17 protein-coding genes are annotated in these 16,862 nt (G+C 59.9%); 9 read left to right on the forward strand and 8 right to left on the reverse strand.

What is annotated here, in order from left to right; genetic code table 11:
- Window positions 1-83 precede the first annotated feature (83 nt).
- Window positions 84-827 (reverse strand): 2-dehydro-3-deoxy-D-gluconate 5-dehydrogenase KduD, encoded by a 744-nt coding sequence (kduD, locus tag ASD02_RS23350; RefSeq protein ID WP_057207041.1) that lies wholly within the window; start codon window positions 825-827, stop codon window positions 84-86.
- Entirely contained in the window at window positions 824-1,648 is an 825-nt protein-coding gene (kduI, locus tag ASD02_RS23355; RefSeq protein WP_057216783.1) for a 5-dehydro-4-deoxy-D-glucuronate isomerase, read from the reverse strand. Before kduI ends, kduD begins: the two co-directional genes overlap by 4 nt.
- A gap of 248 nt (window positions 1,649-1,896) precedes the next feature.
- Here kduI and ASD02_RS23360 point away from each other — a divergent pair, with 248 nt between their 5' ends.
- The 9 genes from ASD02_RS23360 to ASD02_RS23400 all read left to right on the forward strand — a co-directional run bounded on the left by ASD02_RS23360 (window position 1,897) and on the right by ASD02_RS23400 (window position 9,863).
- Window positions 1,897-2,691 (forward strand): NAD(P)-dependent oxidoreductase, encoded by a 795-nt coding sequence (locus ASD02_RS23360; RefSeq protein WP_057221121.1) that lies wholly within the window; start codon window positions 1,897-1,899, stop codon window positions 2,689-2,691.
- A 3-nt stretch (window positions 2,692-2,694) separates the two neighbouring features.
- A complete protein-coding gene (locus ASD02_RS23365; RefSeq protein WP_057221122.1) occupies window positions 2,695-4,212 on the forward strand; it encodes an aldehyde dehydrogenase (NADP(+)) in 1,518 nt (505 codons plus the stop codon).
- A gap of 82 nt (window positions 4,213-4,294) precedes the next feature.
- Entirely contained in the window at window positions 4,295-5,032 is a 738-nt protein-coding gene (locus tag ASD02_RS23370) for a FadR/GntR family transcriptional regulator (RefSeq protein WP_057221262.1), read from the forward strand.
- Window positions 5,033-5,115: 83 nt separating this feature from the next.
- Window positions 5,116-5,865, forward strand: coding sequence for a FadR/GntR family transcriptional regulator (locus ASD02_RS23375; protein WP_057207033.1), 750 nt, complete (start codon window positions 5,116-5,118; stop codon window positions 5,863-5,865).
- Window positions 5,866-5,927: 62 nt separating this feature from the next.
- Complete coding sequence (locus ASD02_RS23380) at window positions 5,928-6,242, forward strand: cupin domain-containing protein (protein WP_057207316.1); 315 nt, start codon at window positions 5,928-5,930, stop codon at window positions 6,240-6,242.
- Between the two features lie 109 nt (window positions 6,243-6,351).
- The gene (locus ASD02_RS23385) at window positions 6,352-7,374 is read left to right on the forward strand and encodes an ABC transporter permease (protein WP_025430410.1); all 1,023 of its coding nucleotides are present in this window, start codon (window positions 6,352-6,354) and stop codon (window positions 7,372-7,374) included.
- Window positions 7,374-8,261 carry an ABC transporter permease gene (locus tag ASD02_RS23390; protein WP_025430411.1) on the forward strand — a complete coding sequence of 296 codons (888 nt, stop codon included), beginning with the start codon at window positions 7,374-7,376 and terminating at the stop codon, window positions 8,259-8,261. Before ASD02_RS23385 ends, ASD02_RS23390 begins: the two co-directional genes overlap by 1 nt.
- A gap of 4 nt (window positions 8,262-8,265) precedes the next feature.
- Window positions 8,266-9,102, forward strand: coding sequence for an ABC transporter ATP-binding protein (locus ASD02_RS23395; protein WP_025430412.1), 837 nt, complete (start codon window positions 8,266-8,268; stop codon window positions 9,100-9,102).
- Entirely contained in the window at window positions 9,102-9,863 is a 762-nt protein-coding gene (locus ASD02_RS23400) for an ABC transporter ATP-binding protein (protein ID WP_057207032.1), read from the forward strand. The genes ASD02_RS23395 and ASD02_RS23400 overlap by 1 nt, the downstream gene beginning before the upstream one ends.
- Before the next feature lie 306 nt (window positions 9,864-10,169).
- Here ASD02_RS23400 and ASD02_RS23405 read toward each other — a convergent pair whose 3' ends face one another.
- The 6 genes from ASD02_RS23405 to ASD02_RS23430 form a co-directional block, all read right to left on the reverse strand.
- Window positions 10,170-10,529, reverse strand: a complete 360-nt coding sequence (locus ASD02_RS23405) for a VOC family protein (RefSeq protein WP_057221123.1) — start codon at window positions 10,527-10,529, stop codon at window positions 10,170-10,172.
- A 383-nt stretch (window positions 10,530-10,912) separates the two neighbouring features.
- A complete protein-coding gene (locus ASD02_RS23410; protein ID WP_057221124.1) occupies window positions 10,913-12,511 on the reverse strand; it encodes an ABC transporter substrate-binding protein in 1,599 nt (532 codons plus the stop codon).
- A gap of 88 nt (window positions 12,512-12,599) precedes the next feature.
- A complete protein-coding gene (locus ASD02_RS23415) occupies window positions 12,600-13,229 on the reverse strand; it encodes an SGNH/GDSL hydrolase family protein (protein WP_057221125.1) in 630 nt (209 codons plus the stop codon).
- Window positions 13,230-13,247: 18 nt separating this feature from the next.
- Window positions 13,248-14,396, reverse strand: a complete 1,149-nt coding sequence (locus ASD02_RS23420) for a mandelate racemase family protein (RefSeq protein WP_057221126.1) — start codon at window positions 14,394-14,396, stop codon at window positions 13,248-13,250.
- A 689-nt stretch (window positions 14,397-15,085) separates the two neighbouring features.
- Window positions 15,086-15,757, reverse strand: a complete 672-nt coding sequence (locus ASD02_RS23425; RefSeq protein ID WP_347376837.1) for a DUF542 domain-containing protein — start codon at window positions 15,755-15,757, stop codon at window positions 15,086-15,088.
- A gap of 98 nt (window positions 15,758-15,855) precedes the next feature.
- Entirely contained in the window at window positions 15,856-16,716 is an 861-nt protein-coding gene (locus tag ASD02_RS23430) for a ferritin family protein (RefSeq protein WP_244494268.1), read from the reverse strand.
- Window positions 16,717-16,862: the final 146 nt, after the last annotated feature.

A 16,862-nucleotide genomic window follows, 5' to 3' on the forward strand; every position in this document is an offset into this window, starting at 1 on the left:
CTGACCGTAGCCATAGCTAGACATCATACATATGTCAATAAGTCATCATACAAGTTAAATGACAAATTGCCACGAGCCGTCGATTAACGCGCCAACCAGCCGCCGTCGACATTGAGGACCGCACCGTGGACGTAATTCGCCGCTGGCGAGGAGAGGAAGACCACCGCCCCTGCGATGTCCTCGGGGCGACCCCAACGATTGGCAGGGATGCGATCGAGGATTGCCTTGTTGCGCGCGGCATCGGCGCGTAGCGCCTCGGTATTGTTGGTCTCGATGTAGCCGGGGGCAACTGCGTTGACATTGATGCCCTTCGCCGCCCATTCGTTGGCAAGCAATTTGGTGAGACCGGCGACGCCGTGTTTTGCGGCCGTGTAGGAGGGAACGCGGATACCGCCCTGGAAGGAAAGAAGCGAAGCGATATTGACCACGTTTCCAGACCGCTCCTTGGCCAACAACTCCTTTGCGAACGCCTGGGTCGTGAAAAACAATGCCTTCAGGTTCACATCGACGACCGCGTCCCAGTCCTCCTCGGTGAAATCCACCGCATCCGCCCGTCGGATGATGCCGGCGTTGTTGACGAGGATATCGATGTCCCGGCCGACAAATATGTCTCGTGCCGCCATGGGATCCTTGAAGTCGAGCTGCATGCCACTCGCCTTGCCGCCGGCCCTGCCGATCAAATCCAGAGTTTCGTCGGGCGAGCGGCGGGCCGCGCAGATCACCTCGGCGCCTGCGGCAGCAAGTCCTGCCGCAATCGCTTGACCAAGTCCGGTATTCGATCCCGTGACAAGAGCTTTACGCCCTTGAAGTGAAAAGGAATTTATCATTTCAGATCCTCCGGTTGGATGAAGTCCATGTCGGTGTAGTCGACGTTGTCGCCAGCCATGGCCCAGATGAATGTGTAGGAGCCGATGCCCGCGCCGGAGTGGATGGACCAGGGTGGGGAAAGCGCGCCTTGCTCATTCGAGATGAACAGGTGGCGGGTCTCCTGGGGCTCGCCCATCAGGTGAAGCACCCGGGATTTTTCATCCATACCAAAATAGAGATAGGCCTCCATGCGACGGTCATGGATATGCGAAGGGATGGTGTTCCAGACGGAACCGTCCTCCAACGTGGTATAGCCGAGCACCAGTTGGCAGCTTTCCATCACGAGCGGATGGATGAACTGATTGATGGTGCGCTTGTTGGAGGTTTCCGATGCGCCCATCTTCACTTCCTTGCTTTCGGCGGCCGTGATGAGGCGCGCCGGCAGGCTGCGATGGGCCGGGCAGGACGTGATATAGAACCGGCCCTTGCCAGCAAAGGTGACCGCCCCCGATCCGGCACCGAGATAAAGCACATCGCCCCGGTTCAAGGTATAGGTCTGCCCGCCGGCGGCAACAGTACCGGTCTCGCCAATGTTGACGATGCCCATTTCACGGCGATCGAGAAACAGCGGGGTCTTCGTTTCCTCCACCTTGTCAAGCGTCAGGGGCGCATCACCCGGCACCGCTCCACCGATCACGAAACGATCGTAGTGGGTGTAGACCAGTCGGATCTCTCCGGCCCTGAACATATCCTGGGCCAAGAAATGCTTCCGAAGTCCGGATGTATCGAGTGTTTTGGCGTATTCCGGGTTGACCGCCTGCCTTGTTTCAACAGTCAGCATAAATTCCTCCTTCAAGTTGTCGACAACATATAATATGTGTTACCGTTATTGTATGATATGTCATCGGAGGTCAAGGTGCCCGCAGGAATGACGCGAGACCGAATGTGGTTTCGAGTGAAACGATGGCAGCTTTTTCGGGCACGAAGACCGCTAGAAGGTTGAGGCTCTGCCGGTTCACGCCATTGGCAGGTCGAAATGGCTGCGGTGCCGTGCCTGGCAATGCGGCAATGCGCAAAGGAATACCCCAAATGAGACGCCTTTTGATCACCGGCGCGGCGGGCCAGCTGGGCCGGGTCATGCGCAAACGGCTTGCGCCTCTCGCCGATACAATTCGCCTTGCGGATCTTGCTCGGCTTGACCCGCCCGAGCGCGATGAGGAGTGCATGTCCTGCGATCTTTCTGACGCAGCAGCAGTCCATGAGATGGTCGCCGGCTGCGACGGCATCGTCCACCTTGGCGGCGTTTCCGTCGAACGGCCCTTCGACCAGATCCTTGCCGGCAATATTGTCGGCCTTTACAATCTTTATGAAGCTGCACGCTCTCACGGTCAGCCCCGCATCGTCTTTGCGAGTTCCAACCACACGATCGGCTACTATCCGCAGACCGAGCGGCTCGGGCCAGACGCCCCATACCGCCCGGACGGACTCTATGGGGTCTCCAAATGCTTCGGCGAGGCCCTCGCTCGCCTGTACTTCGACAAATTTGGCCAAGAAACCGCCCTGGTACGCATCGGCTCCTGTACGCTCGAGCCAACGAACTATCGAATGCTGTCGACCTTTCTCTCTCACGACGATTTCGCTTCGATGATCGAGGCAATTTTCCGCGTGTCGACCCTTGGCTGCCCGGTCATCTGGGGCAGCTCGGCCAACGACGCCGGCTGGTGGGACAACTCGCATCTTGGCTGGCTGGGCTGGAAGCCCAAAGACAATGCCGAGGCCCATCGCACCCACATTGAGGCCCTCACCCCGAGACCCGACCCCAGCGACCCGACGTCCCGCTTCCAGGGCGGCGACTTCGTAAACAATCCGATATTCAAGGAGTAAGAAATGACCTATGAGCCACATGGCAAACACCTGATCGCCGGCGAATGGCGCGCAGCACAGATCAAATTCCGCAGCGAGCCCGCCCACGGCGATGCCTTTGACTTTTCCGTCGGCACCGTCGAACTGGTGAACACGGCGGCCGAATCCGCCGAGGAAGCCTTCTGGTCCTACGGTTATTCGTCCCGCGAGACGCGCGCTGCCTTCCTCGACACAATTGCCGACGAAATCGAGGTCCGTGGCGCCAAGATCACTGAGATCGGCGCCTCGGAAACCGGCTTGCCCGCAGCCCGCCTTGAAGGCGAGCGCGGCCGCACCACGGGTCAGCTGCGCCTCTTCGCTTCCCACATCCGCAAGGGCGAACATCTGGACAGGCGCCATGACGAGGCGCTGCCGAACCGCACCCCCCTGCCCCGACCGGATATTCGTTTGATGCAGCGCCCAATCGGCCCGGTCGCCGTGTTCGGCGCTTCCAACTTCCCGCTTGCCTTCTCGACGATGGGCGGCGACACCGCCTCAGCGCTTGCCGCCGGGTGTCCGGTCATCGTCAAGGGTCACTCCGCCCATCCCGGCACAAGTGAGATCGTGGCGGAAGCCGCCGATGCCGCCATCAGGAGACTTGGCCTCCACCCGGGCGTCTTCTCTTTGATCCAAGGCGGTCGTCGCGATGTCGGCACCGCACTCGTCACGCATCCGCTCGTCAAAGCGGTCGGCTTTACCGGTTCGCTCGCCGGCGGTCGCGCTCTCTTCGATCTCTGCGTCTCACGTCCCGAACCCATTCCCTTCTTCGGCGAACTGGGCTCGGTGAACCCGATGTTCATCCTGCCGGAAGCGCTGAAAGCCCGCGGCGCGGAAATCGCAAAAGGGTGGGCGAGTTCGCTGACGATCGGCGCCGGGCAATTCTGCACCAATCCGGGCATCGCCATTATCCTTTCCGATCAGGTCGACACGTTCGCCGAAGCGACCCGTTCCGCGCTCTCAGGGGTTGGTCCGCAGGTGATGCTGAATGACGGCATGGCCAAAGCCTATCGCGAGGGAAGCATGCGCATCGCTGCCGGTGCCGGTGTGCGCGCGGTCTTGACCACCACCTGCGACCAGCGCGACGCCACACCCTTCCTCTTCCGCGTTTCCGCCGAGGACTGGCTCTCCAACCATCTACTTTCCGAAGAAGTGTTTGGTCCGCTCGGCCTTATTGTGACGGTCGAGACTATCGAGGAGATGATTGCCGTAGCAAAGAGCTTCAATGGCCAGCTTACCGCCACGTTGCATCTTGATGCGGGCGACACGCAAGTTGCACGCAGCCTGTTGGCGATCCTGGAGCGCAAGGCGGGGCGTGTTCTGGCAAATGGTTACCCGACCGGGGTCGAAGTCTGCGATGCCATGGTCCACGGCGGCCCCTATCCGGCATCCACAAACTTCGGCGCAACGTCCGTTGGAACCCTTTCCATCCGAAGGTTCCTCAGGCCCGTCTGCTACCAGAACCTGCCTGAGGAGCTGCAGCCGGACGACCTCAAATCGATCTAGGCACGGATTGCGCCGTTGTGGGGCAATGGCGTATCCACAATCAACGGCGGATTCCCGCCTTATTCACCGAATGGCGGCACGCATGACGAAAGTGACCACCCACGAACCGGCTCCGCTGCCAACCACGACGCTGGTGGTCAAGGTTGCAGACGCGCTTCGCGCACGAATGTCCAAGGGTCATCACAAGCCGGGTGATCGGCTGCCCTCCGAGGCCCAACTGACGCAGGAATTCGGCGTCAGCCGCACGGTCGTGCGCGAAGCAATTGCAGCACTTCGTTCCGACGGACTGGTGGAGCCACGCCAAGGAGCGGGCGTCTTTGTTCTCGATCCAACGCTTGCCACCCGCCGTCCGTTTCAAAACGTCGATCTGGCGCGCGTATCTTCGCTGATCGAGATGCTCGAACTTCGCACCGCCGTAGAAGGAGATGCTGCAGCCCTTGCCGCGCTTCGCCGCTCGCCCGGACAGGAGGAAAAGATCATCGAGGCCCTCGATGCTTTCCGCACGAGTTCCGCGGAGGGCCGACCGAGCGCAGAGACCGATTTTGCCTTCCACCTCGCGATTGCTCAGGCCACCAACAACCCGCGCTTCGCAGAATTCCTGCAGATGCTCGGTCCAACGCTTATTCCGCGCCGGGCGGTGACCGAGAACGGCGTGGAGACGACGCTGCCCTTGGCCGATATCGAGCGGCTCGTGGACGAACATGAAGCGATCCTCGTCGCCATTCAAAATGGCGACGAAACACTGGCTCGCTCAGCCATGCGCGCTCACCTGAAGAACAGTCAGGCGCGGTACCGCGCCATGCTACGAGTGCTTCGCTGAGGTACAGGTTTAGACAGCCTGCCCTTGCATTCGGACAGATAACCGATAACATGCCAGACAGGTTCAATGCAGGTGAAGCAGCAATGGAAGCCCAAAACAATCACGCGAGAGGCACGTCGCTGGCGGCAAAGATCAGCGCCGATCTGCGTCGCGACCTGACCGAAGGCGTCTTCCAGCCCGGCGACCGGCTTCCGAGCGAAAGTGCGCTCACACGCGAATATTCCGTGAGCCGCACCGTAGTGCGCGAAGCAATTGCAATCCTTCGCGCCGACGGCCTGGTGGAAGCGCGCAAGGGCGCCGGCATCTTCGCGCTGCAGACGCTCGAAGACAAGAAACAACCATTCAAGGACCTGACCACCGAGCGAATTTCCTCGGTCATAGAGCTTTTGGAGCTTAGGACAGTCTTTGAGGTGGAGTCCGCCGGGCTTGCGGCCTCGCGCCGTTCTGCTGCACAGATCGAGGCGATCCTCGAGGCCCATCACCACGTTGGCGAATGCCTCGCCACCGGGAGCCCCACCCGTGACGCCGATTTCGAACTGCATCTCGCCATCGCGGAGGCTACGCAGAACCGTCGCTTTCCCGAATTCCTGCAGCTCATCCGGTCCGGCATCATTCCTCGAGGCGAACTGCAAGGCTCCGCTCCCGGCTCGCGCCCGAAGGACTATAACCTTCACCTTCAGGAAGAGCACGGCCTGATCGTGGATGCCATTATCGAAGGCAATAGCGACACTGCGCGCGAGCGCATGCGCGCCCATCTTCGCGGCAGCCTGGATCGCTACAAGGTATTGCTGCGCTCGCGCACACTGGCCCCCGAAGAGGTCAACCTGTCTTAGCTTGTCATACAGCCTGCAATGCATGTATGTTGGAGATGTCGTACATCATCAACGAGGCATCCATGACCCTTCCCACCTATCCCGCGATCTCGACCGATACTGGCGTTACCCGGCAAGTTCTTTCGCACTCACCGGAGATCATGGTCGTATCTTTCCGCTTCGAAAGCGGCGCTAGCGGCCGACTACATAGCCATCCGCACGTTCAATCCACCTACGTCTCGCGTGGCCGTTTCCGCTTTTTCCGTGACGGCGAAGCCCATGAATTGAAGGCCGGCGATAGTCTCGTCATCCCCTCAAACACTGAGCATGGGTGCCAATGCCTGGAGACCGGCGAACTTATTGACTGCTTCACACCCCGCCGAGACGACTTCCTGTGAGCAGATTAGCTTGACAGTACCCATAACCTGTGACAGATTTCCTTAAGTTGTCATACAGGACGGGAGCCTGTACCGCCTCACCTTCCGGCGGATGACAAACGGAGGATTCATGTCTTTACGTCGCATACGCTTCTACGGAGCGGCCGGGCAGATCGGGACCATTGCGGTCACGCTTCTCGGCCTGCTTCTCCTGACTTTTTTCATTGGCCGGCTCATGCCCGCTGATCCGGTGCGGGCCATAGTCGGAGAAGATGCGACCCGCGAGACCTATGAACAGGTCTACAACGCGCTCGGCCTGGACCGTCCTCTTTGGGAACAGTTCATATATTACCTAGGCGATGTCTTCACCGGCAATTTCGGTACCTCTATTCGCACCGGTCAGCCGGTCATACAGGACATCCTTCATGTCATGCCGGCGACGATCGAACTGGCCACTTTCGCAATCCTTATTGGAGCAGGCCTGGGTGTGCCGCTTGGCGTCTTTGCCGCCGTCAACAAGGATCGTTGGCCGGATCATGTGGTGCGTGTCTTCAGCCTTTTCGGCCATTCGATGCCGATCTTCTGGACAGGTATGATTGCGCTCATCGTCTTTTACGCCCATCTCGGGCTGGTCGGCGGCAGCGGGCGGATGGACCAGTTCTACATCGGTCTCGTCGAAGAGCGTACCGGCTTTCTCTTGATCGACAGCCTGATCGCCGGCGAGATGGACGTCTTCTGGTCCGCGGTGAACCACATCATCCTGCCAGCGGCGCTACTTGGCTATTCCTCCTCCGCCTACATCACCCGCATGACCCGCAGTTTCATGCTCGATCAACTCGGGCAGGAATATGTGACGACCGCGAGAGTGAAGGGGCTTTCGCGCAATCAGACGATCTGGCAGCACGCCTTCGTCAATATCCGGGTTCAGCTCGTCACCATCATCGCGCTCGCCTACGGTTCACTGCTCGAAGGAGCGGTCCTTATCGAGACCGTCTTTGCCTGGCCGGGCTTTGGTCAGTATCTCACCAACAATCTCATCACCGGCGACATGAATGCCGTCATGACCTGCGTATTGATCGTCGGCGTCATCTTCATCGGGCTCAATCTACTGTCCGACGTTCTCTACCGCATCTTCGATCCAAGGACACGCTGATGTCTACCCGCACCGAACCTACGTTCCGCCTGCCGGCTCCGTTGCACGCATTGAAGAACATCGTGCTGTTCCTTTTGAAAAGCCCGACCTCGACATTCGGCCTCGCCGTCCTGGTGCTGCTCATTCTGGTAGCTGCCTTTGCACCTTTGATCGCCACGCACGACCCCTATGTGCAGGATCTTGCCAAAACGCTGCAGCCGCCGGGCAACGGGCATGTCTTCGGTACCGACGAGCTTGGCCGCGACATTTTCAGCCGCCTTGTCTGGGGTGCCCGCATCACGCTGACAATCATCTTCCTCGTGTCGATCGTCGTCGGCCCCATCGGCCTCATCATCGGTACGACCGCCGGCTATCTCGGTGGCAAGATCGATACGGTGATGATGCGCATCACCGACATTTTCCTGTCGTTTCCGAGCCTCATTCTCTCGCTCGCCTTCGTCGCGGCGCTAGGCCCAAGCCTCAACAACGCCATTGTCGCCATCGCGCTGACCTCCTGGCCACCGATCGCTCGGCTTGCCCGCGCCGAGGCAATGACCTTCCGCAAGGCAGATTACATTTCTGCCGCAAGACTTCAGGGGGCATCGCCGGCGCGCATCATCTTCAAGTCGATCATGCCCATGTGCCTGCCTTCGGTCCTCATCCGCCTGACCCTCAACATGGCGACCGTCATCCTCACGGCTGCCGGCCTCGGTTTCCTCGGCCTCGGCGCCCAGCCGCCGCTGCCCGAATGGGGCGCGATGATCGCAACCGGCCGCCGGTACATGCTGGACAGTTGGTGGCTCGTCACCTTCCCGGGCATCTCGATCCTGTCTGTCAGCCTCGCATTCAACCTGCTCGGCGATGGATTGCGCGATGCGCTCGATCCCAAGCAGATAAATCGGAGGTAGCCCCGTGGAAAAATCCATACTCGAGGTCGAAAATCTCCGCATTCGCTATGGCGGCGCGCCGGCAGAGGCCGTGCGTGGGGTTTCCTTCACGCTTGGCCGGGAACGGTTGGGGATCGTCGGAGAATCCGGTTCAGGCAAGTCCACGGTTGGACGCGCTCTTTTGCGTCTTCTGCCCGGCGCGACAATCACGGCCGACACGTTGCGCTTTGGGAACCTCGACCTCCTGACGCTCTCCGAAAAAGAGATGCTGAAGGTTCGTGGCCGGCGGATGTCAATGATCCTCCAGGATCCCAAATTCTCGCTCAACCCGATCCGGCGTGTTGGCGACCAGGTGGCAGAGACCTATCTGCGCCACTTCAGATGCTCGAAGGCAGAGGCCCGTGACAAGGCGCTCACCATGCTGGAAGCCGTCAAGATTCGTGACCCGAAGCGGGTCTATGATCAATACCCGCATGAAATATCCGGCGGCATGGGTCAGCGTGTAATGATCGCGATGATGCTTTTGGCAGACCCAGATCTCGTCATCGCCGACGAACCCACCTCCGCGCTCGACGTTACCGTCCGGCTTCAAGTGTTGAATATCCTCGACGGCCTCGTGCGCGACCGCGGCATTGGCCTCATCATGATCAGTCACGACCTGAACCTTGTGCGCAATTTCTGCGACCGCGTTCTCATCATGTATGCCGGTCGCGTGGTTGAAACACTCGCCGCCCGCGACCTCGACAGGGCCGAACACCCCTATACTCGCGGCCTGTTGGCAGCCCAACCAAGGATCGGTGGCGGGCGTGCGCCTCTGGCCGTGCTCGACCGCCAACCCGAATGGCTGGAGGAGAAAGCCTGATGTCCGTTTCCGTCGAAACCCGCGATGTGTCCATCACCTTCGGCGCTGGACCAACCGCCACCAAAGTCTTGCCGAGTGTCAGTTTCTCGGTAAGCCCGGGCGAGTGCTTCGGCCTCGTCGGAGAAAGCGGCTCGGGCAAATCCACCGTGTTGCGCTGCATCTCCATGCTGACCGATATCTGGACGGGCGACATCCTCATCGGCGGCAAGCCTGTGCGCGAGATGCCGCTTATCGAGCGCTGCCGCACGCTGCAGATGGTGTTTCAGGATCCGTACGGCTCGCTGCATCCGCGCCAGTCGGTACGCACCGTGCTCAGCGAGCCACTCGTCATTCACAAGCTCGGCGATCGCGAGGATCGCATGCGCAAGGCCATTGCCGATGTCGGCCTGCCCGTTTCCTTCCTCGACCGCTTTCCACACCAGCTCTCCGGTGGCCAGCGGCAGCGGGTGGCGATTGCCCGCGCGCTCATCCTGGAGCCCTCTTTGTTGCTACTGGACGAACCCACGTCGGCGCTCGATGTCTCCGTCCAGGCGGAAATCCTGAACCTGCTGCAGCGCCTGCGCGAGGAGCGCGGTTTCACCTACATCATGGTCACGCACGATCTCGCGGTGGTCGACCACATGTGCGATCGTTTTGCTGTCATGCTCCACGGAGAGATCACCGAGGTGCTTCCACGCGATGCGATCCCCGGAAACGGAGCGACCCACCCCTATGCCCGAGAACTCATCGGCGCCTCACTCGAATACGAAAGCGCGCACTGAGCTCGACTAATTGAAGCTCGGGCACTCCGTCTGAAATTGCCCTCGACGTGCCAGCTCCCCGGTCACGCGAAAGTGGCATAAGCAAGCCCAGAGCGCTGCCGATCGGCAGCAGCCCAATTCTTCACATGACAACCCACAACGGCCCGTGGCTTAGCGCAAGCCGTGGGCAACACAGGCCGACGGGATGAGATGCCAGCGCGTGAAGCTCCGTGGCATCCACGCGCCACAAGCAGTCACGGCAGCAGGCCCTGGTCAAAATCAAACGTCAGGACACTCACCGAGCATGGAATGGCGGGTTGTTCGCCATCACTCCTTCGTTGGTTCCCAGAGCTCGATCGGATTGCCCTCGGGATCGTGGATCCGGGCAAAGCGACCGACTTCCGAGTTCCACTCGGCTCGCGTTTCCACCGCGATCCCGCTCGCCGTGAGGTTTGAAATGAGCCCTTCCAGATCATCTACCCTGAAATTGATCATCCATTGTTGTTCTCTTCGTCCCAAATAGTCGGTGTTCTCAGAGAAGGGCCCAAAAATTGTCATTCCTGCCTCTTGCTGCCACACGGACTTGTGCAGGTCATCAACACCAAGATGCCTCTCATACCATTCGGCCAGCCCAGCCGGGTCCGCTGCCCTGAAGAACACACCGCCTATTCCAACGACCTTTGGCATGAGCCCCCCTTGGCTTGAGGGAGGACAATGCCGGCGAAGGGGCTCACATGCAACCTAAAGGTCAAGCTCGACGTGACGTCCGCAAGGTTGCAGAACATCGGTTACCTTTTAGTACTGCTGAGTCTGGAACATCGCCTCGGATGGAAAAGCGTGTCCTGGCGTCATTGCTTGCCGATGGATGTCGGGCGGCTCCCGACAGGTAAAAAGGGCGCCCCATCGGGCCACTCCGGCCCGTGGGAAAACCACTTGCATGGGGGAGATGCTTGTCCGTCGAGCAACGCCACACCTCTGGAGCCATTATGGGGCCAAACCTCATTGAAACGCGAGAAAGGCGCGTGCCAGCACGCGCCTTTTGGTTTTGGAGAATGAGACGGGTGGTGTTATCAGCGCTCCTTGGTCACGCCCTCGAAACGTGAAAGCCATGGGCTTACGATCATACCCTTGACGTCGCTGCGATAGGCGGCCGTGTCGACAACTTCGGAGAAGGGCTGGATCGACATCACCGCCTCATCCATGTAGGCCTGCACGCCTTCATAGAGCTTGGCCTGCTTGGCGGGATCGCGCTCGACAAGTGCTTCCTCGATCAGCTTGTTCAGCTTCTCGTCGTAGAAGCTGGTGCGCCAGCTCTGGTAGTTGGTCAGCTTCGCCTCGTCGGAATTGTCGGGATTGTAGGCGATGGAGCGCAGGTTGTTGTCCGGATGCGGCTGCTGACCACCGCCGCCGCGGCCGACCAGCAATTCGAAGTTTCTCTCCCGCATTGCGCCGTAAATCTGGTCACCCGAACCGCTGATGAGCTCCGCCTGGATGCCGGCCTGGCCGAGCGTGTTCTGGATCGCCGTCGCCGCCTTCATGAACGGATCTTCGGACAGGACCCGCAGCGTGGTGCTGAAACCGTTCGGATAGCCGGCTTCGGCGAGCAACGCCTTTGCCTTTTCCACGTCCAACTTGTAGCCCTCGTCCGGAAGGGCGCCGAGCACGCCGGACGACAACGGACGCTGATGCAGCTTGCCGTAATAGGGCATGACCGCCTTGTCGAGGCCTTCATAGTCGATGAGGTAGCGCAGCGCCTCGCGGACCTTCTTGTTGGCAAAACGCTCATCCTTCATCGAAACGCTGAGGTAGTAGAAACCTGAACCCGGCGTCGATTCGATGACAATCGCCTTGTCGGCCTCCAGCGATTTGAGGTCCGGTGCCTGCAGAGAATAGGCGACGTCTATGTCGCCTTTTTCCAACAGCAGCCGCTGCGACTGGGATTCCGGCAAGTGGCGCATCAACACGCGCTTCATCGCGGCCTTTTCACCCCAATAGTCATCGTTGCGTGTGAGAATGATGTATTCGTTCGACTTCCACTGCGTCAGTGTAAAGGGACCGGAACCAGCGGAATTCAGCGTCAGCCAACCAGCACCGAGGTCGCCGTCCTTCTCGTTCTCGAGCGCGACCTTGCTGTCCAGAATGGAGCCAGGGCCATTCTGCGCAAGGATCATCAGCAACAGGTTCGGGTCGTCGGGCTTCTGAAGATGGATCACGAAGGTGTGGTCGTCTTCAGCGACAAGCGCCTTGTCGGCATTCTCAAGCGTGAAGCCACGCGACTTGAGGAAAGACGACTGCGCCAGGTTGCGGGCAAGCAGCCGCTTCAGGCTCCAGGCGACGTCGCCAGCCGTGACAGGATTGCCCGAAGCAAATTTTGCATCGCCGCGCAGGTGGAAGCGGATCGACTTGCGATCCTCGGCGATCTCCCAGCGTTCGGCGAGGCGAGGCTGAACGCTACGGTCTTGCGGCGAAAGGACGACCAAAGTGTCATAGATGTTGTTGAGCACCTGTACGGTCTCGCGGCCGGTAATGGCAGCGGGATCCAGCGTCAGGATGTTGCTCATGGTCGTGGCGACGACCAATTGGTCGGCCGGTGTTTCGGCCCACGCGCCAATCGGCGCGGTGGTGGCGAGCAGCACGCCGAAGGCGGCCTTTGCAAAAAAGTGTCTCATGCTTCCTCCTTTTGCGGCCGTCCATGCGGATTTCGGCCTACCAGTTTCACGATCCACCCGCCTGCTCCTCCGCAGGTGTTGGGACGGATCAGCCAAGAATTGCGCCGACGGGCGCGGCGAGCGCCCGGCCAATGGCTGCGGTCGCCGCGGCTTCCAGATGCACACCATCGACCTGTGATCCACGGGCAACCGCGCCGGCATCGAAGAACGCGTGCCCGAGTTCGCAGGCGAGTTTGTGGTAAAGCGGGGCAAGCCGCTCGGATTCTGCTACGCTTCTGCCAGCCGCCGGGTGTCCATCTGGACCGGGCGAACAGGGTGGTGGCGCAACGATCAGAAGCTTCGGTTTCGCGCCACTCGGCTTGTACGGAAATGTGTCCACGATCTGCGCCAGGCGGCGCATGCCGGAAACCGCACCCTCCGCACGACCTCCGTGCACCGGCTTGATATCATTGGTCCCAAGCATGATGATCACGAGGTCGAGCGGCATATGGCTGGCAAGCGCCACTTCCAACGCCTTGGCGCCATTGCGGCAAGCGGGCCCGGCATGATCGTCATAGCAGGTGGTGCGGCCACCGAGCCCTTCCGATATGATCGCCGCCGCGTCACCAAGTTCCCGGTCGAGAACCTCGGGCCAGCGGCCCTCGGGCGGATGACGCAGACCAGTTGCGGGGTCCGCCCCCCAGGTCAGGCTGTCGCCGAAGGCGAGAACTGTCTTCATTGCCCAATCACCTCACTGTCATCGCGCGCGGTTGTTGTCGATGAAGTCGAAATCGATATCCTCGCCGAGCCCGGGGCGATCAGGCACGTGGACGTAGCCGTCCCGGTCCATCGGGTCGGAAAGTGACTTCAAATAATCGTGGCCATCGTCATATTCGAGGAACGGGTGCAGCAGGCCGCGCTCGTACCAGCGGCAGTTCTTGCTGGCAGCGACCACATGCAGGTTCATGGCAGTGTTGCCGTGCACCTCGCATTCCATGCCGAAAGCTTCTGCGAGATGCATGGTCTTGAGCGCAGGGGTTATGCCGCCGACGTCGTTGACGCCGGTGCGAAGTATGTCGCAGGCACCGGCCTTGATCCACTCGGCGCGATGCCAATGCTTGCCCGCGGCACTTTCCGGCCCGACCACAGGAATGTCGAGATTGTCGGCAAGCCACTTGTAGGAAGACAGCGACTGCTCGTCCATCGGCTCCTCGATCCAGTCGAAGCCGAGCTTTTCCAAGCCCCGCCCAAGTTCGAGCGCGTCCGTACGGGAATACCAGTGGAAGGCGTCGATCATCAGACGGATATCCGGACCAACCGCTTCGCGCACCGCAGCACAGGCCTTGATATCCATCTTAACATCCGGCGCCCAACTGACCGGCGGCATCCAGGTGTGTAGCTTGATGCCCTTGTAGCCGCGCTTAACCAGCGTTTCGCCAAAACGGCCGTAATCGTCCGGCGTCGCCAGGCCGCCGTCCAGTTCATCGCCGCACATGATGGAGCCATAGGCCAGTACCTTGTCGCGATAAGCGCCAATCAACTTGTATACAGGTTGATTGAGCGTCCTGCCCGCAAGATCCCACAGCGCACAATCGACAGCCGCAAGCGTGCGATCGGTGAGTTGCGCGGCTGAGCCCCGCTGCCAGTGGGCGAGGTCCTGCCACAGCTTTTCTCGGTCACGATGGTCCTTGCCGATAAGAACCTTCTTCACGAACTTATCGATCAGGTGCGGACGAACAATTTCCGGCGCGGTGAAGGAGTGCCCTTCATGGCCGTCTTCAGTGCGAATGGTCAGAATTGCCTGCTCCACCTGATGCGGCGGGCCTGGATGCGCGTGGCCAGCACTGTCCGAATGGCGGCGCGTGGTCGTGCGGAAGACTCGCACATCGACGTCGGTGATGATCATTGTTCCTCCGGTATGCGAAAATGGCCGGCTCCCCGCACCATTCTGTATGACACATACTTAGACAGATCATCACATCTTTGTCAAATCTGTATGACAGCTTATTAAAACTGACGGACAGGTTCGCCCGATGCCGTACGGCCAGCGGCGAGAATACTGGCCCCCGGCGGCAAGTTCGCAACGAACGTTGGCCATTTGCGACGGGGCTCAAATGATCCGAGTTCAGATGCAGTTGCGAGCGTGTTCGACCGGTAGCCGTGGTAGAAGAGATATCTCAAAGAAAGCGGAAGAAGACCGAGACGTAATCGGTCGAGCGACCCAAAGGTTTTGCGATCACCAGCTGTTTTCGCAATTTACGCCGCTCATTGCCGGCAACCCCTGCTTCAAAGATCGCTCATGCTGCCGTTTCCAGCAGATCCATTTTGCGCGTTTGATACAGTCATCCCGACCGCGGAGAATTGCACTTGGCGAGCATGTGAAACAATACACCGAGCCCTGCCAGTTGCCTGGAATTTAATGCAACGGGAGCCAGAGGAAACCAAAGTCCCCGGTTCGTTAGGACCGGTCCACCCGACACCTCAACCAGAACTGCCGCCCCGCCCGGTAGAGCGAGGCAGAGCGACAACAAATTCGCAACGATAACAGCGCCACGCTGATATCGGTCGCGACCATCTGTCCACCGATGGAAGATGTCATGACGGAGACGCGACGTCCTCAACGCTGGAAAAACGCGGAAACAAAACCTTGTTTTCCAGATGCATATGCGTGACCAGATCCTCGGAAAACTTTTGAAGACCGACGTAAAGAGCCGTCCAGGATCGGCAGGCGCCGTCTGGAAGTGCAAACCCGTGGGTGATACGCTCGATGGTAGCTAGGCTTTGGCCTTCGCACGCATGATCGTCTCGCATTCTGCCTATCAAGTGCTCGATATCGGGATCCGGCTCGTGGCGCATCATCGGAAAGAGGGCGAGCTCCTCGCGGGCCATGTGAGGGATCAGTTGGTCTTGAAGGTCGACAAGCGCCTTCGCAAGGCCCAGCGGCGCGCTGCTATGAGTGGCGTGAACGTGCTCCACTTTCTGCGCAAGCGGGATCAGCCATTCGAGGTCGTTTCGGTGTGTCTGGTGATATCGCTCCAGAATATGAGCGATAAGCTCGTTGGTGCCGTCCGGCGCATCGCGCCTTGCAGCTTGCTCGAGTGCCCGAAGGCGGTCAAGCAGGTCGCTCGCCACAACTCCGGCATCGACCGCCGCATCCGCAAGCGAAACATCGCCATCGCAGCAAAAACCGATTCCATGCTGTCTGAAGAGTTCGGCTGCACCCGGAAGTTCGCATGCAATCGTCCCGACGGTGGCGTCCAAGTTCAAGTTCAATTCCGTCAATGTGCTCTCCTCAATGCCCGGAAGGTTATGTCAGGAGAGACGTTGCGGTAGTTCGGCCGATCGTTCTTTGTCGAAACGCAAGTTCAATGTGGCGAGGTCGCAAGCGTTGCCGTGTTCTTCTGCGCTTTGGCACGAAGGGTCTGCAAACAATCGATCGTGGCTGCTGCAAAGGTCTGCGCGCGTTGCCGCAGACCCTCGTCGCCCTCGCGCTCGGACAGGTCGAGATAACGCTCAAGCAGGAACTCGCAGAGCACCACCGCCGAAATCGTCCCACCCTCAGGCAGTGGCGCTAAACCTAACGGGGCGGCGAAGGGAACGTCGATCATCTGGCGCTCTCTTTGCCGGGCATCAGCTGAAAGGGACGACCATGACGCGGTGCCCTCTGCCCTTGCATCGCCTGCGTTCATTTCCAGCCAATCGGCAAGCTGCGCTTCAACCGCCGCCAGGTCGTCAGCAACGATTAATCGATGGCTTCGCAGATCGTGAAACGCTGTTCGCCTGGCTTTGCGCAGGATGCGGACATGGCCGAGTTCCTCCAGCGCCATGCGTTCTGCTGCCTGTCTGATTTCGGTGGAAGCCGCATCCGCCGCCACATAGCTCCAAAGCATGAACGCCTGCTCCTCGTTGCGCACGGCGACTGAAAAAGCCCTGTAGGCGTTGAGCAGTTCCGGGGCCACGATAAGCGCATCCCCATCGTCAAACATACCTGCATTGTCTGTCGCGGCGAAAATCCGTGCCGGACCTAAAGGTGGATTCGCCTCTTCAATCCAGGCGGAAACCATATAGAGATGTCCGCGCTCATCAACCGCAAGCCCTTCGAACAGATCCGCTAGATCGGCTCGATTTTCGCGGCGCATGCGTTTTGCGAGCATGACGTAGCCGTCGATGGCTTCGCGCTCAAGCCTGGCGGCAAGTTCAAGAAGTTCCCCAAGCGTTGCGACCAACGGCGGATCGATCCTGAGTGTCGGCATGACGGCTCCTTCGCTTGCGCTATGCGACTGTTTTACAGGAACAAACGCACCTCCGTTTGTTGCAGCGCAAAGAAGGTGATCGGACTTTCCGTAGGTTGCCGGTCAATTCGCCGGAAACA

The organism is Ensifer sp. Root1252 (genome assembly GCF_001425885.1).
Classification (GTDB): Bacteria; Pseudomonadota; Alphaproteobacteria; order Rhizobiales; family Rhizobiaceae; genus Ensifer; species Ensifer canadensis.

Excerpts from the sequence above, each read along its gene's own strand:
- kduD (WP_057207041.1), bottom strand. The coding sequence starts at position 827 with ATGATAAATTCCTTTTCACTTCAAGGGCGTAAAGCTCTTGTCACGGGA.
- kduI (WP_057216783.1), bottom strand. The coding sequence starts at position 1,648 with ATGCTGACTGTTGAAACAAGGCAGGCGGTCAACCCGGAATACGCCAAA.
- ASD02_RS23360 (WP_057221121.1), top strand. The coding sequence starts at position 1,897 with ATGAGACGCCTTTTGATCACCGGCGCGGCGGGCCAGCTGGGCCGGGTC.
- ASD02_RS23365 (WP_057221122.1), top strand. The coding sequence starts at position 2,695 with ATGACCTATGAGCCACATGGCAAACACCTGATCGCCGGCGAATGGCGC.
- ASD02_RS23370 (WP_057221262.1), top strand. The coding sequence starts at position 4,295 with ATGACGAAAGTGACCACCCACGAACCGGCTCCGCTGCCAACCACGACG.
- ASD02_RS23375 (WP_057207033.1), top strand. The coding sequence starts at position 5,116 with ATGGAAGCCCAAAACAATCACGCGAGAGGCACGTCGCTGGCGGCAAAG.
- ASD02_RS23380 (WP_057207316.1), top strand. The coding sequence starts at position 5,928 with ATGACCCTTCCCACCTATCCCGCGATCTCGACCGATACTGGCGTTACC.
- ASD02_RS23385 (WP_025430410.1), top strand. The coding sequence starts at position 6,352 with ATGTCTTTACGTCGCATACGCTTCTACGGAGCGGCCGGGCAGATCGGG.
- ASD02_RS23390 (WP_025430411.1), top strand. The coding sequence starts at position 7,374 with ATGTCTACCCGCACCGAACCTACGTTCCGCCTGCCGGCTCCGTTGCAC.
- ASD02_RS23400 (WP_057207032.1), top strand. The coding sequence starts at position 9,102 with ATGTCCGTTTCCGTCGAAACCCGCGATGTGTCCATCACCTTCGGCGCT.
- ASD02_RS23405 (WP_057221123.1), bottom strand. The coding sequence starts at position 10,529 with ATGCCAAAGGTCGTTGGAATAGGCGGTGTGTTCTTCAGGGCAGCGGAC.
- ASD02_RS23410 (WP_057221124.1), bottom strand. The coding sequence starts at position 12,511 with ATGAGACACTTTTTTGCAAAGGCCGCCTTCGGCGTGCTGCTCGCCACC.
- ASD02_RS23415 (WP_057221125.1), bottom strand. The coding sequence starts at position 13,229 with ATGAAGACAGTTCTCGCCTTCGGCGACAGCCTGACCTGGGGGGCGGAC.
- ASD02_RS23420 (WP_057221126.1), bottom strand. The coding sequence starts at position 14,396 with ATGATCATCACCGACGTCGATGTGCGAGTCTTCCGCACGACCACGCGC.